At 69.3% G+C, this 20,330-nt stretch carries 18 protein-coding genes; 9 read left to right on the forward strand and 9 right to left on the reverse strand.

Features of this window, described 5'->3' with window-relative positions; genetic code table 11:
- Window positions 1–10 precede the first annotated feature (10 nt).
- The 4 genes from lpdA to QM714_RS18970 all read left to right on the forward strand — a co-directional run bounded on the left by lpdA (window position 11) and on the right by QM714_RS18970 (window position 5,621).
- A complete protein-coding gene (gene lpdA / locus QM714_RS18955) occupies window positions 11–1,408 on the forward strand; it encodes a dihydrolipoyl dehydrogenase (RefSeq protein ID WP_415102892.1) in 1,398 nt (465 codons plus the stop codon).
- Window positions 1,409–1,424: 16 nt separating this feature from the next.
- On the forward strand, window positions 1,425–2,822 hold the full coding sequence (locus QM714_RS18960) for an NAD(P)H-quinone dehydrogenase (protein WP_415102893.1): 1,398 nt from the start codon (window positions 1,425–1,427) through the stop codon (window positions 2,820–2,822).
- A gap of 188 nt (window positions 2,823–3,010) precedes the next feature.
- Window positions 3,011–4,225 (forward strand): SpoIID/LytB domain-containing protein, encoded by a 1,215-nt coding sequence (locus tag QM714_RS18965; protein WP_415102894.1) that lies wholly within the window; start codon window positions 3,011–3,013, stop codon window positions 4,223–4,225.
- A 115-nt stretch (window positions 4,226–4,340) separates the two neighbouring features.
- Window positions 4,341–5,621, forward strand: a complete 1,281-nt coding sequence (locus QM714_RS18970) for an ATP-binding protein (protein ID WP_415102895.1) — start codon at window positions 4,341–4,343, stop codon at window positions 5,619–5,621.
- Window positions 5,622–5,657: 36 nt separating this feature from the next.
- On the opposite strand, the gene QM714_RS18975 is transcribed toward QM714_RS18970, so the two are convergent.
- Window positions 5,658–9,035, reverse strand: coding sequence for a pyruvate carboxylase (locus QM714_RS18975; protein ID WP_415103065.1), 3,378 nt, complete (start codon window positions 9,033–9,035; stop codon window positions 5,658–5,660).
- A gap of 132 nt (window positions 9,036–9,167) precedes the next feature.
- Between QM714_RS18975 and QM714_RS18980 the strand changes: the two genes are divergently transcribed.
- Complete coding sequence (locus tag QM714_RS18980; protein ID WP_415102896.1) at window positions 9,168–10,079, forward strand: SGNH/GDSL hydrolase family protein; 912 nt, start codon at window positions 9,168–9,170, stop codon at window positions 10,077–10,079.
- Between the two features lie 134 nt (window positions 10,080–10,213).
- Here QM714_RS18980 and QM714_RS18985 read toward each other — a convergent pair whose 3' ends face one another.
- Together QM714_RS18985 and QM714_RS18990 are read right to left on the reverse strand one after the other, a co-directional pair.
- A complete protein-coding gene (locus QM714_RS18985; RefSeq protein WP_415102897.1) occupies window positions 10,214–10,402 on the reverse strand; it encodes a hypothetical protein in 189 nt (62 codons plus the stop codon).
- Window positions 10,403–10,413: 11 nt separating this feature from the next.
- Window positions 10,414–10,629, reverse strand: coding sequence for a hypothetical protein (locus tag QM714_RS18990; RefSeq protein WP_415102898.1), 216 nt, complete (start codon window positions 10,627–10,629; stop codon window positions 10,414–10,416).
- A gap of 109 nt (window positions 10,630–10,738) precedes the next feature.
- Here QM714_RS18990 and QM714_RS18995 point away from each other — a divergent pair, with 109 nt between their 5' ends.
- On the forward strand, window positions 10,739–11,056 hold the full coding sequence (locus QM714_RS18995; protein ID WP_415102899.1) for an excalibur calcium-binding domain-containing protein: 318 nt from the start codon (window positions 10,739–10,741) through the stop codon (window positions 11,054–11,056).
- 7 nt (window positions 11,057–11,063) lie between these two features.
- Here the strand turns inward: QM714_RS18995 and QM714_RS19000 are convergent, their stop codons facing one another.
- Entirely contained in the window at window positions 11,064–12,812 is a 1,749-nt protein-coding gene (locus QM714_RS19000; RefSeq protein ID WP_415103066.1) for an acetyl/propionyl/methylcrotonyl-CoA carboxylase subunit alpha, read from the reverse strand.
- Between the two features lie 538 nt (window positions 12,813–13,350).
- Here QM714_RS19000 and QM714_RS19005 point away from each other — a divergent pair.
- The gene (locus QM714_RS19005; protein WP_415102900.1) at window positions 13,351–14,310 is read left to right on the forward strand and encodes an acyl-CoA dehydrogenase family protein; all 960 of its coding nucleotides are present in this window, start codon (window positions 13,351–13,353) and stop codon (window positions 14,308–14,310) included.
- Window positions 14,252–14,563, forward strand: a complete 312-nt coding sequence (locus QM714_RS19010) for an acyl-CoA dehydrogenase family protein (protein WP_415102901.1) — start codon at window positions 14,252–14,254, stop codon at window positions 14,561–14,563. The genes QM714_RS19005 and QM714_RS19010 overlap by 59 nt, the downstream gene beginning before the upstream one ends.
- Before the next feature lie 58 nt (window positions 14,564–14,621).
- On the opposite strand, the gene QM714_RS19015 is transcribed toward QM714_RS19010, so the two are convergent.
- Window positions 14,622–15,341, reverse strand: coding sequence for a DUF4352 domain-containing protein (locus tag QM714_RS19015; RefSeq protein ID WP_415102902.1), 720 nt, complete (start codon window positions 15,339–15,341; stop codon window positions 14,622–14,624).
- A gap of 189 nt (window positions 15,342–15,530) precedes the next feature.
- On the opposite strand from QM714_RS19015, the gene QM714_RS19020 reads away from it, so the two are divergent.
- Window positions 15,531–16,106 carry a GtrA family protein gene (locus tag QM714_RS19020; protein WP_415102903.1) on the forward strand — a complete coding sequence of 192 codons (576 nt, stop codon included), beginning with the start codon at window positions 15,531–15,533 and terminating at the stop codon, window positions 16,104–16,106.
- On the opposite strand, the gene QM714_RS19025 is transcribed toward QM714_RS19020, so the two are convergent.
- The 4 genes from QM714_RS19025 to QM714_RS19040 form a co-directional block, all read right to left on the reverse strand.
- Window positions 15,997–16,596 carry a Maf family protein gene (locus QM714_RS19025; protein WP_415102904.1) on the reverse strand — a complete coding sequence of 200 codons (600 nt, stop codon included), beginning with the start codon at window positions 16,594–16,596 and terminating at the stop codon, window positions 15,997–15,999. The two genes, QM714_RS19020 and QM714_RS19025, sit on opposite strands and share 110 nt — an antisense overlap.
- Window positions 16,597–16,606: 10 nt before the next feature.
- Window positions 16,607–18,289 carry a DUF885 domain-containing protein gene (locus QM714_RS19030; RefSeq protein WP_415102905.1) on the reverse strand — a complete coding sequence of 561 codons (1,683 nt, stop codon included), beginning with the start codon at window positions 18,287–18,289 and terminating at the stop codon, window positions 16,607–16,609.
- 169 nt (window positions 18,290–18,458) lie between these two features.
- Complete coding sequence (locus tag QM714_RS19035) at window positions 18,459–18,710, reverse strand: acyl-CoA carboxylase subunit epsilon (RefSeq protein WP_415102906.1); 252 nt, start codon at window positions 18,708–18,710, stop codon at window positions 18,459–18,461.
- Entirely contained in the window at window positions 18,707–20,314 is a 1,608-nt protein-coding gene (locus QM714_RS19040; RefSeq protein WP_415102907.1) for an acyl-CoA carboxylase subunit beta, read from the reverse strand. Before QM714_RS19040 ends, QM714_RS19035 begins: the two co-directional genes overlap by 4 nt.
- Window positions 20,315–20,330: the final 16 nt, after the last annotated feature.

Consider the following 20,330-nt stretch of genomic DNA (forward strand, 5'->3'; position numbering starts at 1 on the left):
GGCTGACCCCGTGACCCACTTCGATGTCCTCGTCCTCGGTGCGGGCCCCGGTGGCTACGTCGCCGCCATCCGCGCAGCCCAGCTCGGCAAGACCGTTGCGGTCGTCGAGGAGAAGTATTGGGGCGGTGTCTGCCTCAACGTCGGGTGCATCCCGTCCAAGGCGCTGCTGAAGAACGCCGAGCTGGCGCATCTGCTGCAGCACGAGAAGGCGAAGTTCGGCATCGAGGGCGACGCGACCATGTCCTACGGCCCCACCCACGCCCGCAGCCGCCAGGTGTCGGCCGGCATCGTCAAGGGCGTCCACTTCTTGATGAAGAAGAACAAGATCACCGAGATCAACGGCTGGGGCCGTCTCACCAGCCCGACCGGCGTCGACGTCAAGGACGCCGACGGCCAGGTGACGTCACACACCTTCAACGACCTGATCATCGCCGCCGGCGCGACCGTGCGGTTGGTGCCGGGCGTGACGCTGAGTCCGAACGTGGTGACCTACGAGGAGCAGATCCTCGACGAGAACCTGCCCGGCTCGATCATCGTCGGCGGCTCGGGTGCGATCGGCGTGGAGTTCGCCTACGTGCTGAAGAACTTCGGCGTCGACGTCACCATCGTGGAGTTCCTCGACCGGATGGTGCCGACCGAGGACGCCGACGTGTCCAAGGAGCTCGCCAAGCACTACAAGAAGCTGGGCGTCAAGGTGCTCACCAGCACCGCCGTCAAGAGTGTCGAGGACACCGGTTCGGGCGTCCGGGTCACCGTCGCGCCGGCGGGTGGTGGTGAGGAGCAGGTGCTGGAGGCCGACAAGTTCCTGGCCGCGTTCGGCTTCGCTCCGCGGGTCGACGGCTACGGCCTGGAGAACACCGGTGTGAAGGTCAGTGACCGCGGTGCGATCGAGGTGGACGCCCTCGGTCGGACGAATGTTCCGCACGTCTACGCGATCGGCGACGTCACCGGCAAGATGATGCTGGCCCACGTCGCCGAGGCGATGGGCATCGTCGCGGCCGAGACCATCGCCGGAGCGGAGACGGTGGAGATCGACTTCGACATGATCCCGCGGGCGACGTACTGCCAGCCGCAGATCGGCTCCTTCGGCCTCTCCGAGCAGCAGGCCAAGGACAGGGGGTACGACGTCAAGACGGCCTCGTTCCCGTTCGCGGCCAACGGCAAGGCACAGGGCCTCGGTGACGCGGTCGGCTTCGTCAAGGTGGTCGCCGACGCCGAGCACAACGAGATCCTGGGCGCCCACATGATCGGGCCCGATGTCACCGAGCTGCTGCCGGTCCTCACCTTGGCCCAGCAATGGGACCTCACCGCCGACGAGGTGTCCCGCAACATCTTCGCCCACCCGACCCTCTCGGAGGCGGTCAAGGAGGCCATCCACGGGATCGCCGGCCACATGATCAACCTGTGATCCCGAGTTCAGGTCCATGAATCGCGTCGTCATCATCGGGGGTGGACCCGGTGGCTACGAGGCCGCGCTCGTCGCGGCCCAGCTGCGCGGCCGCGTCACGGTCGTGGACAGTGACGGGATCGGCGGGTCCGCGGTGCTCACCGACTGTGTGCCGTCCAAGACGCTGATCGCCACGGCCGAGGTGATGACCGAGCTCGCCACCTCCCACGAGCTGGGCGTGGACCTGCGCGGTGACGCCGGCTCGGATGAAGCGGCCGCCTCCGTGCGCGTCGACCTGGCCCGGATCAACGCCCGAGTGCTGCGCCTGGCCGCCGACCAGTCCCACGACATCGCCGAGCGCCTGCAGGGCGAGGGAGTGCGCGTCGTCCACGGCCGGGGCAGGCTGGACGGCCCGTCGACCGTGGTGGCCACCCTCCCGGACGGCTCGGAGGAGCGGATCGAGGCCAACGCCGTCCTGATCGCGACCGGCGCCTCCCCCCGCACCCTGCCGACCGCGCAGCCTGACGGCGAGCGGATCCTGACCTGGGAACAGGTCTACGACCTGACCGAGCTGCCGAGCCACCTGATCGTGGTGGGGTCGGGCGTCACGGGCGCGGAGTTCGCCTCGGCGTACCTCGCCTTGGGTATCCCGGTGACCCTGGTCTCCTCCCGCGACCGGGTGCTGCCCGGCGAGGACGCGGACGCTGCCGGGGTGCTCGAGGATGTGCTCACCAGGCGCGGCATGCAGGTGCTGTCCCGCTCACGGATGGAGTCGGCCACCCGGCGCGGAGACACCGTGACGGTGCGGCTGACCGATGGCCGCGAGGTTGACGGCTCGCACTGCATCCTCGCCCTCGGGTCGGTGCCCAACACCGGCGACCTCGGCCTGGAGACGGCAGGGATCCGGGTCAACGACAGTGGATTCGTGCGGGTCGACCGGGTGTCGCGGACCTCGGCCAACAACGTGTACGCCGCCGGCGACTGCACCGGAGTCCTGATGCTCGCCTCCGTGGCTGCCATGCAGGGCCGGATCGCGATGTGGCACTTCATGGGCGACGCCGTCGCGCCCCTCGACCTGGGTCGGGTCTCCTCCAACGTCTTCACCAGCCCCGAGATCGCCACCGTCGGCTGCTCACAGCAGCAGGTCGACGGCGGTGAGATCGACGCCGGCGCTGTGCTGCTGTCTTTGTCGGGCAACCCGCGCGCCAAGATGCAGGGCGTCCACGATGGCTTCGTGAAGCTGTTCTGTCGGCGTGGCACCGGCATCGTCGTCGGCGGCGTCGTGGTCGGCCCGCGCGCCTCCGAGCTGATCCACCCGGTCTCCGTGGCCGTCGCCGAGTCACTCACCGCCGACCAGCTCGCCCACGCCTTCACGGTCTATCCCTCCATGAGCGGCTCGATCGCCGAGGCCGCCCGACGTCTGCACCGGGTGTGACGCCGGCGCTGAGTCGAGCGGCCAGCGGGACAGGCAAACGCCGTGTCTGGCTGCGGTCTTCCGCGTGGGCGTTGCTGACCCGAGCCCCTTTGCCTGTCCGACTGGCCGGTGGACGGTCGGCTGAGCAACTCGCGCTGTTCTCCTGGGTTCGGGTGGCGCTCCCGACCGATCCGTGCTGGGGTGGAGCGATGTCCGGTCGCCCCATCAGCCACAACCGTCCCGTCCTCGCGCGTTGGGTGCGGTTGGTGGTGGCCGCTGGACTGGCCGCCGCGCTAGTGCTCACCATGAGTCCGGCGGCGGAGGCGAAGAGCTCCTGGAAGGTGCCGGCGAACGCTCAGGTGACCGTCAACGGCCATGGCTACGGTCACGGTCACGGGATGTCGCAGTACGGCGCCGAGGGCGCCGCCCGCGCCGGCCTCAACGCCCGCAAGATCGTGAAGTTCTACTACCCAGGCACGTCGTGGGGGAAGGCCGGCGGGAAGGTCAAGGTGCTGATCAGCGGCGACACCGGCGGTGACGTCGTGGTGCTCCCACGCAAGCGCCTCGAGGTGCGCAGCCTCGGCTCGGGCAAGTCGTGGACACTCCCGACCGGGAAGGCCAAGCGCTGGCGGCTGACCGCTGCCGGGGCGGACACCGCGGTCTCCTATCGACACGGCGGCTGGCATCGGTGGAAGACAGTGTCCGGCGAGGCGGAGTTCATCGCTGCCGGCAAGCCGATCACCCTGGTGACCCCGTCGGTCCAGGCCCGCTATCGAGGCGCTCTCCGCTTGGTCGGCTCCACGTCCCGCAGCACCGTCAACGTGCTGCGGCTGGAGGACTACCTGCGCGGTGTGGTCCCGATGGAGATCCCCGCCTCGTGGAGCCCGGCGGCCGTGCAGGCTCAGGCGATCGCGGCGCGCACCTACGCGGCGTACGAACGAGACCATCCGCTGACCTCGGGCTATCAGATCTGCGACACCACGTCCTGTCAGGTGTACGGCGGCGCCGACGTCGAGCAGCCCGGCTCCAACGCCGCGATCCGCGCCACCGCCAAGCGGGTGCTGACCTATGGCGGGAAGCCGGCGTTCACCCAGTTCTCTGCCAGCAGCGGCGGCTGGACGGCGGCCGGGTCGATGCCCTATCTGCGCGCCAAGAAGGACCCCTACGACGGCTGGTCGGGCAATCCGGTGCACTCCTGGTCGGTGACGCTGACCGATCGCGACCTGGAGCGCGCCTATCCGGCCGTCGGCAACCTGAAGCGGCTGCGCGTGTCCGGCCGCGACGGCCACGGCCAGTGGGGCGGCCGGGTCGGCCGGGTCACGCTGGTCGGCAGCAAGAACACCGTGCGGGTCTCCGGCGACTCCTTCCGGTTCGCCCTCGGCCTCCGCTCCACCTGGTTCACCTTCCGGGTCAAGGCCCGCTGAACCTCGGCCGAGCCAGCCCTCGCGCTCCATCCGCGGGTCCCGGTGACTGCGAAGCTGTTTAGTAGAGATCAGCGAAACTGTTTAGTCCAATGCTGCGGGACTGTATAGTAGGGCCGTGGACTACCTTCCTCGAATCATCGATCCGGTCCTTGAATCTGCCCTAAGGGGGCTCCCGGCGGTGGCGATCGACGGGGCGAAGGCGGTGGGGAAGTCAGCCACGGCGGAGCGCGTGGCCAAGAGCATCCTGCGGTTGGACCGTCCAGAGGAGGTCACGATCCTGCGCGCCGACCGCGATCGGATCAACCGACTCGAACGTCCCGTGCTTATCGACGAGTGGCAACTCGACCCGCCGATCTGGGATGCGGTACGCCGCAGCGTTGACGCCGATCGTGCGCCCGGGCACTTCATCCTGACTGGCAGTGCAAACCCCCGAAACACCAAGATCCATTCAGGGGCGGGCCGCATCGTGCGCATGCGGATGCGACCGCTCTCCTTCGCCGAGCGTGGGCGGGCCATTCCCACGGTGAGCCTTGGTGCGTTGCTGACTGGTGAGGTCGGGGCCATCGAGGGCGAGACCACGATCGGACTCGATCACTATGTCGACGAGATCCTCGCGTCCGGATTCCCCGGCATCAGGACGAGTGACGAGTCCACTCACGCGACGCAACTCGAGTCCTATCTCTCCTTCGCGCTCTCGCGCGAGGTGCCAGCCCTCGGCGCGATGGTCCGACGACCCAAGGCGCTGGAAGCATGGCTTCGTGCCTACGCAGCCGCGTCGTCCAGCACGGCGAGTTTCGAGAAAGTGGCCGATGCCGTGGCGAAGGATGTGCGACCGACTCGGGTGACCATTGGTGATTATCGAGAAGCTCTCAGCCAGCTCTGGTTGCTCGATGAAGTGCCCGCGTGGGTGCCCTTTGGCAGTGAGCTCAGCCGCCTAGGAAGGGCACCCAAGCACCAACTCGCTGATCCGGCACTCGCCGCTCGTCTGCTTCGTGCTAGCCGGGACACGCTGCTGCATGCCACCACGACGGCGGATCGGGCCAAGGCATATCAGCGCATCCGCAAGGGCCCGTTGCTGGGGGCGCTGTTCGAGTCACTCGTCACCTTGAGCGTCCGGGTCTACGCCCAGCCGGTCGGTAGTGCCGTCAGCCATCTGCGCACCCACAGTGGTGACCACGAAGTCGACCTCATCGTGGAAGCACCCGATGCGCGCGTTCTTGCGATTGAGGTCAAACTCGCCTCGGATGTCGATGATCACGCCGTGCGGCACCTCAACTGGCTTCAGAACAAGATCGGGGACGACCTCGTCGACCGCATCATCATCACCACAGGCCGCCATGCCTACCGGCGACCCGACGGCGTGGCCGTCGTGCCGCTGGCTCTCCTGGGCGCGTAGAGGGCTAGCTCAGTAGGGACGGCGATCCGCTCAAGCTCAGTCCAGCACGAGCACCAGGTCGCCGCCTTCGACGGCCTGGGTGCCGCCGAGCGCGACGCGCTGGACGACGCCGTCGCGGGATGCGGTGATGGCGGCCTCCATCTTCATCGCCTCGATGGTGGCGACCGTGTCGCCGGCCTTGACCTCGTCGCCGGCAGCGACGACCACCGTGACGACGCCTTGGAACGGTGCCCCGATCTGGCCGGGGCTGGCCGGGTCGGCCTTCTCGGCGGCGGCGACCTCGGCGGAGACACTGAGGTCGCGCACACTCACCGGCTTGAGCTGACCGTCGACCGTCGTCATCACGGTGCGGAAGCCGCGTTCGTCCGGATTGCCGATCGCCTGCAGACCGACCAGCATGCGCCGGCCCTCGGCCAGGTCGACCCGGTGCTCCTCGCCGGCGACCAGGCCGTAGAGGAAGTCGGTGGTCGGCAGCACCGACACGTCGCCGAACCGCTCCCGGGAATCGGTGAACTCCTTGGTCGGACCGGGGAAGAGTAGTTGGTTGAGGGTGGCGCGACGATCCGCCGCTAGCCCGGCGCGCTGCTCCTCGGTCAGCGTCTCGGCCGGTGCGGTCCAGGACCTCCCCGCGAGGGCGCGGGTCCGGAACGGCTCCGGCCAGCCGCCCGGCGGGTCGCCCAGCTCACCGTGCAGGAAGCCGATCACCGAGGCGGGGATGTCGAAGCGACCGGGGTCGGCGGCGAACTCGCCCGGATCGGCGCCCACCGCGACCAGGTGCAGCGCAAGGTCGCCCACGACCTTCGAGGAGGGGGTGACCTTGACGAGGTTGCCGAGGATCGCGTTGGCCGCGGCGTACATGTCCTCGATCTGCTCGAACTTCTCGCCCAGTCCGAGCGCGATCGCCTGCTGGCGCAGGTTGGACAGCTGGCCGCCGGGGATCTCGTGGGTGTAGACGCGTCCGGTCGGCGACGGGAGGCCGGATTCGAACGGCGCATAGACCCGCCGGGTCGCCTCCCAGTAGGGCTCCAGCGCACACACCGCCTCGAGGTCAAGCTCGGTCTCCCGGCCGGAGTGGTCGGTCGCCGACACCAACGCCGAGAGCGGCGGCTGCGACGTGGTGCCGGCCATCGAGGCGGTGGCGGCGTCGACGGCATCCACGCCGGCGTCGATCGCGGCGAGCAGAGTGGCCAGCTGACCGCCGGGAGTGTCATGTGTGTGCAGATGCACGGGCAGGTCGAAACGCTCCCGCAACGCGGTGACCAGACGGGCCGCGGCGGGCGCACGCAGCAGGCCGGCCATGTCCTTGATCGCCAGCACGTGTGCACCGGCCGCGACGATCCGCTCGGCCAGCTCGAGGTAGTAGTCGAGGGTGTAGAGCTTCTCGTCGGGGCTGGACAGATCGCCGGTGTAGCACAGCGCCACCTCCGCGACCGCCGTCCCCGTCGCGCGCACCGCCTCGATGGCCGGTCGCATCTGCTCGACGTCGTTGAGGGCGTCGAAGATGCGGAACACGTCGATGCCGGTCGCGGCCGCCTCGGCCACGAAGGCGTCGGTGACCTCGGTGGGGTACGGCGTGTAGCCGACCGTGTTGCGGCCACGGAGCAGCATCTGCAGGCACACGTTGGGCACAGCAGCTCGCAGCGCCGCGAGTCGCTCCCAGGGATCCTCGAAGAGGAAGCGCAGCGCGACGTCGTACGTCGCTCCGCCCCAACACTCCAACGACCACAGTTGCGGAGTCAGCCGGGCGACGTGCCCGGCCACCCGCACCAGATCGCGAGTCCGGACCCGGGTGGCGAGCAGGCTCTGGTGGGCGTCGCGGAAGGTGGTGTCGGTGACCGCGACGGTCGTCTGTGCGCGCAGCAGCCGCGCGAACTCTTCCGGCCCGACCCGCTGCAGCAGCTGGCGAGTGCCATCCGGGGGAGGAACGCCGAGATCGAGCGGAGGGAGCTTCGCAGCGGGGTCGACGGTGATCGGGGTCGGCCCGTGCGGCTGGTTGACGGTGACCTCGGCGAGGTACTGCACCAGCCGGCTGGTCGGATCTGCCAGAGACCGCACGGCCAGCAGCTGCGGATGGGTCTCGACGAAGGAGGTGGTGACCCCACCGCGGGTGAAATCGGGGTCGTCCAGCACGGCGCGCAGGAAGGGGATGTTGGTGGCCACGCCAGTGACCCGGAACTCCGCGAGCGCCCGGCGGGCCTTCTCGACGGCCAGCTCGTGGGTCCGACCGCGGCAGGTGAGCTTGGCGAGCATCGAGTCGAAGTGTGCGCTGACTTCGGCGCCGGTGTAGATGGTGCCGCCGTCGAGGCGAACACCGGGGCCGCCGGGGGAGCGGTACGTCGTGATCTTGCCGGTGTCCGGCCGGAACCCGTTGGCCGGATCCTCGGTGGTGATCCGGCACTGCAGGGCAGCCCCGCGGAGCCGGATGCTGTCCTGGCTGAGGCCGAGGTCCGCCAGCGTCGCGCCGGCCGCGATGCGCAGCTGCGACTGGACCAGGTCGACGTCGGTGACCTCCTCGGTCACGGTGTGCTCGACCTGGATCCGAGGGTTCATCTCGATGAAGACGTGGTTGCCGTCCGGGTCGACCAGGAACTCCACGGTGCCGGCGTTGAGGTAGCCGATCTGGCGGGCGAACCGCACCGCGTCGGCGCAGATCCGGTCGCGCAGGTCCGGGTCGAGCCGTGGAGCCGGGGCGATCTCGATCACCTTCTGGTGACGCCGCTGGACCGAGCAGTCGCGCTCGTAGAGGTGGATCACGTTGCCCTCGGCGTCGGCCAGGATCTGCACCTCGATGTGGCGTGGATCCTGCACGGCCTGCTCGATGAAGACGGTCGGGTCGCCGAAGGCGGCGTCGGCCTCGCGCATGCAGGTCGTGATCGACTCACGCAGCTGGCCGGCGTCGTCGACCCGGCGCATGCCGCGGCCACCACCGCCGGCGACCGCCTTGACGAAGACCGGCATCGGCAGCTCTGCTGCCGCGGCCAAGAGCTCGTCGACGTCGGTGGACGGGGCGACACTGGCCAGCGTCGGCACACCGGCGGCCTTGGCCGCCGCGACCGCCCGGGCCTTGTTGCCGGTCAGGGTGAGCACGTCGGCTGGCGGACCGACGAAGGTGATCCCTGCTCGAGCGCAGGCCTCGGCCAGGTCGGGGTTCTCCGACAAGAAGCCATAGCCCGGATAGACGGCGTCCGCGCCCGCCCGCTGTGCCACGGCGACGATCGCGCCGGCGTCGAGGTAGGCCCGCACCGGATGGCCGTGGTCACCGATCTCGTAAGCCTCGTCCGCCTTCAGCCGGTGCTCGGACCAGCGGTCCTCCCACGGGAAGACCGCGACCGTGGACGCGCCGACCTCCTGGGCGGCCCGGAAGGCGCGGATGGCGATCTCGCCGCGGTTGGCCACGAGCACCTTGGAGAACATGAGAGCCGAGGGTAGTCCGCGGCGCGGCGCCTCCTCGGCCGTGTCCCGCAGCACGGGCATGGTCGCCCGAAGGTAGTTCGATCGACGCTGGTTTGGCCGAAGCCGGTTTCGTCTCGGGGCTATCGTCGCTGAGTGCGCGCGCCAGCTCTCCTCGTCGTGGCCCGATTGCTGTCCGCGACGGCTATCGGGGCCATGCTGGTCGGCTGCTCGGTCTCCCAGGGTGCCCCCGGCGAGGCGGGCAGCGGCGGGCCGTCCAGTGTCGCTGTCGCGCCGATCCGCTACGTCGCCCTCGGCGACTCCTACACCTCCGGCCCCTACCTGACGCCGTACGCAGAGAACGGTGACGCCTGTCTGCGCTCCGCCGCGAACTACCCGGCGTTGGTGGCGCAGCGGCTGCACCTGACGTCGTACGTCGACGTGTCCTGCGCCGCGGCCACTACCCGTGACCTGACCCACGGTCAGCGCGCCTTGCTCGGTGGGCGGCTGGCTCCGCCGCAACTCGCGGCGGTGACCTCGGCCACCGACCTCGTCACGATCGGGATCGGCGGCAACGACGAGGGTCTCTTCGGCTCGATCGTCGGGGCCTGTCTAGGGTCCGGGACCGCGGGCTGTCCTCGGCAGTTCGCCGATCCTGCGACGCTGACCGCCAGGCTCGCGTCGGCTAGAAGAGTCGAGAAGTCCGTCGGTCGTGCCCTGCAGCAGATCCATCGGCGTGCCCCCGATGCGCGGATCCTGGTGGTCGGCTATCCCACGTTGCTGCCCCAGACCGGCAGCTGTGCCCGAGCGGGTTTCCCGGCTGCGGACTATCCGGCGATGCGTCGGATCGAGGCTATTCTCAACGACTCCCTGCGCCGCGCCGCGGCGGCCCACGACGCGACGTACGTCGATCTGGCGTCGGCCTCTCGCGGCCACGACATCTGCGCCGGGCGCGACGCCTGGGTCAGCGGCGCCCACTCGGTGCCCGGCAAGGCGCTCGCCTTCCACCCCTTCCGCTCCGGCATGCGTGGCGCCGCCGATGCGATCGAGGCCGCGCTGGGGGACTGAAGCGGCCAGCTGGACAGGCAAACGCCCTGCTCACCTCCGGGTCCCCGCGTGAGCAACGCTGAACCGAACCCGTTTGCCTGTCCGGCTGGCCGCTCGGGCGTGGTTGCGCTCCCGAAATGGGCTGGCGACCAAGGTCACCGCAGCGCGGAGATCACGGCTCGGATGGGTGGCCCCAGGATGATGGGCGCGATGACGACCACGCCGAGCGCAGAGAACAGCAGCGGCCACCACAAGAAGCCGTCTGACCAGAGGTAGGACGCGACTGCGCAGACCATGCAGATCGCGAAGAAGCAGTACGCGAACCAGGCGTATCCCGACCGCACAGTGCCTCTCCTCACTGCTGCCGGAGGTTGACCTCGGCGTTCCGTCGCAGTCCCGTGAGGGATAGGAGCAGGCAGCCCACCAGATAGGCAAGCCACGCCTCGGTGCTCTCGAACGGAGCACCGATCCCATATCCCAGGCACAGCAGACCGCCCAGACGCGGGACGAAGGTGGTCTCCGTCAGCACTCGGCCGAGCACGTTGCGATCGAAGTCGAAGCGGGTTCTCATGGGCGAAGCGTAGGCGGTCACGAAGTGTGCTGAGGCGTGATCTGCTGTGCACCCGTCCCTTCTCGCATTCCTCTGCGCCAAGGGCGTGCCGCGACCTACTGTCGGTGCCGTGACCGAAACGAACTACCGAGCAATGGCTCGCCCCAGGCTGGCAGCAACCCTGACCGCTCTCGCCCTCACCTTGCCAGGCGTGGCGTTGGTGGCAACCGCCGAACCAGCCGGCGCTGCCGAGGGCAAGTACTACAGCTCATGCGACAAGTTGCACAAGGACTTCAAGCACGGGGTGGCCAAGAGCGCCAAAGCAGCGCAGAAGCAGGTCCGCCAGGGGTACGGGCGGCCGTCGACCACGAAGAAAGCCAAGGCTGTCTACAAGACCAACAAGAGCCGGCTCGATCGCGATAACGACGGCACGGCCTGCGAGGCGTAACCCGGCGTCAGTCTTTGAGCTCGCAGATGACCTGACCGCTGCCGACGGTGGCGCCGACCTCGGCGGACAGGTCGGTCACGGTGCCGGCCTTGTGGGCCTTGATTGGTTGCTCCATCTTCATCGCCTCGAGCACGATGACGACGTCGCCCTCGGCGACGGCTTGCCCCTCCTCGACGGCGACCTTCACCACTGTGCCCTGCATCGGTGAGGCGACCGCGTCGCCGGAGGCGGCGGCACCGGCCTTCTTGCCGGCGCTGCGGCGCGGCTTCTTGGCTCCACCAGACGCGGCCCCGGCCGAGAGGTCGCCGGGCAGCACTACTTCGAGGCGGCGACCATCGACCTCGACGGTGACCCGCTGCCGCTCGGCGGGCTCGTCGGCCACGGCTGTGTCACCGGAGTAGGGAGAGATCTGGTTGTCGAACTCGCTCTCGATCCAGAGCGTGTAGACGCCGAACCCGTCGTCGTCCCCCACGAACGCGGGGTCGGAGACAACGGTGCGGTGGAAGGGGATCACGGTCGGCATGCCGTCGACCTCGAACTCGGCCAGCGCGCGGCGCGAGCGCTCGAGCGCCTGGGTGCGGTCGCGGCCGGTGACGACGAGCTTGGCGATCAGGGAGTCGAAGGAGCCGGGGATCGTCTCTCCGGCGACATACCCACCGTCGACGCGCACGCCAGGCCCGCTGGGCGGGTTCCACACGGTCAGGGTGCCGGGGGCAGGCATGAAGCCGCGGCCCGCGTCTTCGGCGTTGATCCGGAACTCGATGGAGTGGCCCACGATCTCCGGGTCGTCGTACCCCAGCTCCTCGCCGGCGGCGATCCGGAACATCTCCCGGACTAGGTCGATGCCGGTGACCTCCTCGCTCACGGGGTGCTCGACCTGGAGTCGGGTGTTGACCTCCAGGAACGAGATGGTGCCGTCCTTTCCGACCAGGAACTCGCACGTCCCGGCGCCGACATATCCGGCCTCCGTCAAGATCGCCTTCGAGGCAGAGTAGAGGCGTTCGCGCTGCTCAGCGGTGAGGTACGGCGCGGGCGCCTCCTCGACCAGCTTCTGGTGCCGCCGCTGGAGGGAGCAGTCTCGCGTCGAGACGACCACGACGTTGCCGTGTTGGTCGGCCAGGCACTGGGTCTCCACGTGGCGGGGGTGGTCGAGATACTGCTCCACGAAGCACTCGCCGCGACCGAACGCGGTCACCGCCTCACGCACCGCCGAGTCGTAGAGCTCGGCGACCTCGTCGAGGCTGCGCGCCACCTTGAGGCCGCGGCCACCGCCGCCGAACGCTGCCTTGATGGCGATCGGCAGCCCATGCTCCTCGGCGAAGGCGACCACCTCGTCGGCACCGCTCACCGGGTCGGGCGTGCCGACCACCTGGGGGGCGCCCACCCGCTGGGCGATGTGCCGGGCCTGCACCTTGTCACCGAGCTGTTCGATCGCGGCCGGCGGCGGCCCGATCCAGATCAGGCCGGCATCGATCACCGCTTGGGCGAAGGTTGCGTTCTCGGCCAGGAAGCCGTAGCCCGGGTGCACCGAGTCGGCGCCGGACCGCTGGGCGACGTCGATGATCTTGGCGATGTCCAGGTAGGTCTCCGCGGGGGTCGCTCCGTCGAGGGCATAGGCCTCGTCGGCCAGTCGGACGAACACCGCGTCGCGGTCGGGGTCGGCGTAGACGGCCACGCTGCCGATCCCGGCGTCATGGCAGGCCCGGATGACCCGGACGGCGATCTCACCACGGTTGGCGACCAGAACCTTCTGCAAGCCACGCGTCTCTGGCACTCGAACACTCCTTGAAGCCGCCGATGATCGTCCGACCCGCGCGGACACCACGTCGCAGCGTATCGCCACGCAGCCCTTGCGGCCGCCCAGGGTTCTGGGCAGCCAGGGTTCTGGGCAGCCAGGGTTCTGGGCAGCCAGGGTTCGCGGCAGTATGGATCCATGGAGATCGCCGTCCTTGGCGCCGGCATGGTGGGGCGAGCCCTCGCGGGCACGGCGTCGAACAACCTTGAGGTTGTCCGCCGATCACGCTACGCGCGGACTGTACGCGCTGCTCTGGCCTGTGCTGCGTTGCCCTGCCCTATCCGCGTGGTCGGGAGTTCTCCGCCACGAAGCCCGCAGGGGTGCCGTGTCTCCATCCGACCAGCGAGGACCGCTGCGACATCCATGACGAGCTGTTCGACGGCGAGTTGGTGCGGCTCGCGGCCTCGACCCCCGAGCGGGTTGGCGGGCCGGCGCACTGGCGCGCTCGGCGATCGACTGAGGTTAACAATCGCTAACTTGTCCGGCTAGCATCTCCGCCATGGCGTTCCAACTGTCGCGTGAGCACGAGGAGTTCCGTCGCACCGTCCGCGAGTTCGCGGCGGCGGAGATCGCTCCCCACGCCGCGGCGTGGGATCGCGAGCACCACTTCCCGACCGATGTGGTGCAGAAGATGGGCGAGCTCGGACTGTTCGGGCTCACCGCGCCGGAGGAGTACGGCGGTGCCGGGCTCGAGGGTGACGACGGCGGCTTCACCTCGCTCTGCCTCGCGATCGAGGAGATCGGCCGGGTCGACCAGTCCCTGGGCATCACCCTCGAGGCCGCCGTCGGACTGGGCATCAACCCGATCCTGACCTACGGCACCGACGAGCAGAAGGACACCTGGCTGCCCGACCTGGTCGCCGGCCAGCGGCTGGCCGGGTTCGGCCTCACCGAGCCGGGCGCCGGCTCCGACGCGGGTGCGACGCGGACCCGTGCCGAGCTGGTCGGCGACGAATGGGTCGTCAACGGAGCGAAGCAGTTCATCACCAACTCGGGCTCGGAGATCACCAGCGTGGTCACCGTGACGGCGCGGACCGGGGTGTCCGCGACCTCGACCGCCGGCAAGGAGCGTCCCGAGATCAGTGCCATCCTGGTGCCTGCTGGCACGCCCGGCTTCGTCGCCGAGCCGGCCTACGACAAGCTCGGCTGGCACGCCTCGGACACCCATCCGCTGACCTTCACCGACGTGCACGTGCCGGAGGCCAACCTGCTCGGCGAGCGCGGGCGCGGCTTCGCCCAGTTCCTCGCCATCCTCGACGACGGCCGGGTCGCGATCGCCGCACTGGCCGTCGGCTGCCTGCAGGCCTGCCTCGACATGAGCGTGCAGTACGCCGGTGAGCGGGAGAAGCTTCGGCGTCCCGATCGGACGCAAGCAGGGCCTCGCCTTCCAGATCGCCGACATGAAGGTGATGCTGGACGCCGCGCGGCTATTGACCTACCAGGCCGCCGCGATGCGTGATGCGATGGCCGATGGCCGCGGTCCCTCGCTGCAAGCGTTCAAGCAGGCTGCGGCGATCGCCAAGCTCTACGCCACCGAGTCGGCGGTCACCGCGACCCGGATCGCCACCCAGGTCTTCGGTGGCTACGGCTTCATGGAGGAGTATCCCGTCACGCGGTTCTACCGCGACGCCAAGGTCCTCGAGATCGGCGAAGGCACCTCGGAGGTGCAGCGGATGCTGATCGCCCGCGGCCTGGGCCTCCCCGTCGAGTAGGGGAGGCCCAGCGCCGCGGGCGATGGGTGCTGCCCGGCCGCGATGACCTGGTGGCTGGTTACAGGCCGAGGTCGATCTTCGCGTCGCCGCTGCCCCAGAAGTCCGAGACCACGAGGAATGAGCCCTTGACCGCGCTCTTCGGAAGGTCGAAGACGAGGGTGCCCTTCTTGGGCAGATCTGGCTGCATGTCCGCGAAGATGAGCGACTCACCACCATCGCCGATCACGGCGAAGGTGCCGTCGTCGTCGGTGGAGTAGGACTTGCCGTTGCCTGCGAGGACGGTGGCGTTGGAGCTGTCGAAGGTCTTGGTCTCGTCCTTGGTGTTTTCGATGGTCAGGTCCACAATGAGGAAGACGCCGTCGGCCTCCTCTTGGGTGAACTCGTTGTCGCCGACAGTGGCAGCGGTGCGCACGCGAGTCACGGTGTACTTCGTTCCGGCGAGCTTCACGGTGTCGCCCACGGCGAAGGTCTCGTCATCGGAACCCTGGTCGTCGGAACCTTGGTCACCCGACCCCGTGTCCTTGCCCGTGTTGGCCTTGGTGCTGGACTCCGATCCAGCCACCTTCTTAGCGCCGCCGTCGTCGCCTCCGCTCAACGCGGAAATGAGCGCGATCAAGACCACGAAGCCGATCGGGATGATGAATCGCTTCTTCTTGTACCAGGGGCGGGTGGCCTTGGCGTAGGCCTTGGCTGCCTTGGCGGCCGCCTTCGGGTCAACCCCGGGCTGGATGCCTGGCGGAGTGCCCGGCGGGGTGCCGGGGGGCATCTCACTCGTCATGGTGCTTACCTCTCAATGCTGTGAGCGAACGACCGGAGCATCTCATACTGGTATGGTCATTTGTGTGTTTCGATGCAAATCGTGATGAACGTGCTCGACACCACACGCTCTCCGGCGACGCAGGGTCGTCGGCACGACGGTCGGGAACATTCGGCGAGCACCCTCCTCGACCGCGTTAGCCTTCTCGTCATGGCTGAGGGACGCTGGCATCGCCTGGTCGGCGAGGCGACCCGGTTCCTTGCTGTGGGCGGGGTGGCAACCCTGGTCGCGCTGTTCCTGTTCAACCTGCTGCTGCACGGCTTCTGGGTGATCAAGGAGCCACCGCTGGGGGATCACCCGCTGTGGGCCTACATCGTGGCCAACGCGGTGGGCATGGTGATCAGCTATCGGGGCACCCGGTCTTGGGCGTTCCGCCATCGCCGTACGGCGCATCCCGACGGCGGACGGACGGCGTTCGTGGTGATCAATCTCGTCACCATGAGCATCCCGGTCGGCTTCTTGTGGGTCAGCCGGAACGTGCTGCACCAGACCGACCCGTTCTCGGACAACCTTGCCGCGAACGTCTTCGGGCTGGGTGCGGGGACGGCGGCGCGGTTCTATCTCTTCCGGACCTGGGTCTTCCGCCGTCCCGAGTTGGCCGGCGGGCCGCTGGACTTCACCGCGACCAGAGATGGATCCACGAGCGACCCAGCTCAGCCAGCAGCTCCCGGACCAGCGGGAGACTCACCCCGACGACGTTGTGAGGATCGCCTTCGAGGCCGGTGACGAACGGTCCGCCGAGCCCGTCGACGGTGAAGGCGCCGGCCACCTGCAACGGCTCACCCGTGGCGACGTAGGCAGCGATCTCCTCGTCGGTGATCTCGGCGAAGTTGACCACGGTCGACGCCGTGGCCGCCGCCACCTGCCCGGTCGCGACATCGCGGAGCGAGTGACCGGTGTGCAGCACGCCCGAGCGACCGCTCATCCGCTGCCACCGTTGGCGAGCGTCCTCGGCATCGGCAGGCTTGCCGAGGGCCTCGCCGTCCAGCTCCAGGACCGAGTCGCAGCCGAGGACCACCGGGTCCGGAGGCAGGTCGGCGCGTCCCGCCACCGCCGCGCACTTCAGCTCCGCCAGCTGCAGGGCCAGCTCGGCCGGCGGCAGGTCGGTGATCTGGGACTCGTCGACGCCGGACACGATCACCACCGGCTCGACGCCGGCGCTGCGCAGCGTGGACAGCCGGGCAGGCGAAGCCGAGGCCAGCACCAGTGTGGTCATGGGCTGACCGTCACAGCCTGGCCAGTGCGGCCCGCAGCGGGTCGAGACCGAGCGAGCCGAGGTCGAGCGCGGCGCGGTGGAACGCCTTGAGGTCGAAGTCGGCGCCGTGACGCGCCTTCGCGTCGGCCCTGGCGTCCAGCCAGATCCGCTCGCCGACCTTGTACGACGGCGCCTGGCCCGGCCAGCCGAGGTAGCGCGCCACTTCGAAGCGGATGAAGGAGTCCTCCATCTGGCAGTGCTGACGCATGAACTCCAAGCCCAGGGCCGGTGTCCAGGTCTCGCCGGGGTGGAAGCCGAACGGGTTGTCAGTGGGGATGGTCAGCTCCAGGTGCATGCCGATGTCGACGACCACCCGCGCCGCCCGGAAGGCCTGCCCGTCGAGCATGCCGAGGCGGTCGGCCGGGTCGGCGAGGTAGCCGAGCTCGTCCATCAGCCGCTCGGCGTACAGCGCCCAGCCCTCGCCGTGCCCGCTGACCCAGCAGAGCAGACGCTGCCAGCGGTTCAGCAGGTCGGCTCGGTAGGCGGTCTGGGCGACCTGGAGGTGATGACCGGGGACGCCCTCGTGATAGACGGTGGTGACCTCCCGCCACGGCGAGAACGAGGTCACGTCGTCGGGCACCGACCACCACATCCGACCGGGTCGGTTGAAGTCCTCCGACGGCCCGGTGTAGTAGATCCCGCCGTCGTTCGTCGGCGCCAGGCAGCACTCGATCCGCCGGATCGGGTCGGGGATGTCGAAGTGGACGCCGGCCATCTCTTCGATGGTGGCGTCGGCGAGCTCCTGCATCCAGTCTCGGAAGGCCGCCTTGTCGGGGATCCTGCGGGCCGGGTCGGCATCCAGCGCCACCACCGCCTCCGCGACGCTGGCACCCGGGGCGATCCGCTGGGCGGTGGCGGCCATGTCGTCCTCCAACCGCTTGAGCTCCTCCCAGCCCCAGGCGTAGGTCTCCCCCAAGTCGATGGTCGCCCCGAGGAAGTAGCGGGACGCCAGCGCGTAGTGCTCGCGCCCCACGGCCTCCTTCTCGCGGCCCTTCGGCGCGAGCTCCCGGGTGAGGAACTCGCCGAATCCGGCCACGGCGCGGCTGGCCCCGGCGGCGTGCCCGGCGAGCTGGGCGCGCAAGGAGTCGCTGACCTCCGCCCCCGCGACGAGCTGGGCGAAGAGGTCGCCACTCTCGCCGGACTGCCCGGTCCAGTTCTGAGTCTGGGTGGCGACCTCGGCGTACTGTCGCCGCGCCACGACTCGGCCCTGGGCGGCCTCCTGCGCCAGCGTGCGCTGGTAGGCCTCGATCGCTTCGGGGATCGCGGCCAGGCGGGCGTCGATGTTGCTCCACGCCTCCTCGCCCTCGGTGGGCATCAGGTCGAAGGCTTCCCGGATGCCGTGGACCGCGCTCCCGATCACGCTCAGCTGACTGCGGCTGTAGCCGGCCTCGTCCATCTCTCGCTGCAGCCCGAGCCGCTCGCAGAACGCCTCCCGCGCCACCGCCTCCCGCTCGTCGGTCGGTGTGGCGGCCTCGGCCGCCGCTAGCGCCCTGGCGACCAGCTCCTCTCGGGCCGCGAAGCCGTCGGGGGAGAGATCGGGCAGCTCGTGGTCGTGGCCGGCGATCCCGGCGTACGTCGCCTCGAGCGGGTCGAGCGCCACCGACTCCTCGACGAACCGATCGGCAATGGCATCCACAGGTCGCTCGCTGCTCACCCGGCCGACCCTATCCCTCGTCTGCCGCGGTCTTCTTGCGTCTGGCGCGGTCTTGTCGTGGCAAAGTGCCCTGTATTCCGGGCCCTCAGCCACCACAGCACCGCGGCAGATGGGCCGGGGCCACCACAGCACCGCGGCAGATGGGCCGGGGCCACCACAGAGCCAGACCTCAGCGGGGCAGCCCCGAGGAGCGCCAGCCGCCGGGACCGCTGGAGTAGCGCACCCGGACGGCGCGGTGGGGCGAGGCCCACTCCGAGCGCTGGGTCGGTCTCGGCTTGCCCTGGCTGGACCCGAGGGCCGCGAAGACCGCCGTCAGCGCGGCGATCTCCTCCGGGGTCGCGTCGGGGTTGATCACCCGCAGGACGGGGCGCCCGACCGGGTCGGCCCCGTCGTGCAGAGGACCCTGCGCGTCGTCAGTCACAGCGGAATGTTCCCGTGCTTCTTGGCGGGCAGGACGGCACGCTTGGTCCGCAGCAGACGGAGCGCCTTGACGACCTCGGCGCGGGTCTCGTGGGGTGCGATGACGCCGTCGATGTAGCCCCGCTCGCCGGCCAGGTAGGGGTTGGCGAGGGTGTCTTCGTACTCCGTGATCAGCTGGGCCCGGCGCGCCTCGGGGTCCTCGGCCTCGTGCAGCTCCTTGCGGTAGAGGATGTTCACCGCCCCTTGGGCGCCCATCACCGCGATCTGGGCGGTGGGCCAGGCCAGGTTGATGTCCGCGCCGAGGTGCTTGGAGCCCATCACGTCGTACGCCCCGCCGTAGGCCTTCCGGGTGATGATGGTGACCAGGGGGACGGTGGCCTCGGAGTAGGCGTAGATCAGCTTCGCGCCGCGCCGGATGATGCCGTCCCACTCCTGGTCGGTGCCGGGCAGGAAGCCGGGCACGTCGACGAACGTCAGCACCGCGATGTTGAAGGCGTCACAGAAGCGGACGAAGCGCGCGGCCTTCTCCGAGGCGTCGATGTCGAGGGTGCCGGCGAACTGCATCGGCTGGTTGGCGACCACACCGACCGGCTGCCCCTCGACCCGACCGAAGCCGATCAGGATGTTCGGCGCGAACAGCGCCATCACCTCGAGGAACTCCTCGTCGTCGAGGACGGCGGTGATGACGTCATGCATGTCGTAGGGCTGGTTCGGGCTGTCCGGGATGATCGTGTCCAGCGACCGGTCCAGGTCGCTGACCTCGAGGTCGGCTTCTTCGTCGTACGACGGCGCTGGGTCGAGGTTGTTGGGCGGCAGGTAGGACAGCAGCGCCTTGACGTAGTCGATCGCGTCGTCCTCGTCGGCGCCCATGTAGTGGGCGTTGCCGGACTTGGTGTTGTGCGTCCGCGCGCCGCCGAGCTCCTCCATCGTGACGTCCTCGCCGGTCACGGTCTTGATGACGTCCGGCCCGGTGATGAACATGTTGGAGGTGCCGTCGACCATGATCGTGAAGTCGGTGACAGCAGGGGAGTAGACGTGCCCGCCGGCGCAGGAGCCCATGATCATCGAGATCTGCGGGATGACTCCCGAGGCGTGCACGTTGCGGCGGAAGATCTCACCGTAGAGGCCGAGGGAGACCACACCCTCCTGGATCCGTGCGCCCGCGCCCTCGTTGATGCCGATGATCGGGCAGCCGGTCCTGATGGCCAGGTCCATCACCTTGGTGATCTTCTCGCCGTACACCTCGCCCAGCGACCCACCGAAGATGGTGAAGTCCTGGGAGAAGACGCACACCTGTCGGCCGTCGATGGTGCCGTAGCCGGTGACCACGCCATCGCCGTAGGGCCGCCGGTTCTGCAGGCCGAAGGCGGTCGAGCGGTGCCGAGCGAGCTCGTCGAGCTCGACGAAACTGCCCTCGTCGAAGAGCAGCTCGATCCGCTCGCGGGCGGTCTTGCGGCCCTTGGCGTGCTGCTTCTCCACGGCCTTGGCAGACCCGGCGTGCACGGCCTCGTCGATGCGGCGCTCCAGGTCGGCGAGCTTGCCGGCCGTGCTGTGGATGTCGATGTCGGCGGGGACGTCGGTCCCCTCGCCGGGGTGAACGCTCACGCGGTGGCCTCCTCGG

The organism is Nocardioides sp. (assembly GCF_047602075.1).
Lineage (GTDB): Bacteria > Actinomycetota > Actinomycetes > Propionibacteriales > Nocardioidaceae > Nocardioides.

Excerpts from the sequence above, each read along its gene's own strand:
- QM714_RS18960 (WP_415102893.1), top strand. The coding sequence starts at position 1,425 with ATGAATCGCGTCGTCATCATCGGGGGTGGACCCGGTGGCTACGAGGCC.
- QM714_RS18965 (WP_415102894.1), top strand. The coding sequence starts at position 3,011 with ATGTCCGGTCGCCCCATCAGCCACAACCGTCCCGTCCTCGCGCGTTGG.
- QM714_RS18975 (WP_415103065.1), bottom strand. The coding sequence starts at position 9,035 with ATGTTCTCCAAGGTGCTCGTGGCCAACCGCGGCGAGATCGCCATCCGC.
- QM714_RS18990 (WP_415102898.1), bottom strand. The coding sequence starts at position 10,629 with ATGAGAACCCGCTTCGACTTCGATCGCAACGTGCTCGGCCGAGTGCTG.
- QM714_RS19005 (WP_415102900.1), top strand. The coding sequence starts at position 13,351 with ATGGCGTTCCAACTGTCGCGTGAGCACGAGGAGTTCCGTCGCACCGTC.
- QM714_RS19010 (WP_415102901.1), top strand. The coding sequence starts at position 14,252 with ATGAAGGTGATGCTGGACGCCGCGCGGCTATTGACCTACCAGGCCGCC.
- QM714_RS19015 (WP_415102902.1), bottom strand. The coding sequence starts at position 15,341 with ATGACGAGTGAGATGCCCCCCGGCACCCCGCCGGGCACTCCGCCAGGC.
- QM714_RS19020 (WP_415102903.1), top strand. The coding sequence starts at position 15,531 with ATGGCTGAGGGACGCTGGCATCGCCTGGTCGGCGAGGCGACCCGGTTC.
- QM714_RS19025 (WP_415102904.1), bottom strand. The coding sequence starts at position 16,596 with ATGACCACACTGGTGCTGGCCTCGGCTTCGCCTGCCCGGCTGTCCACG.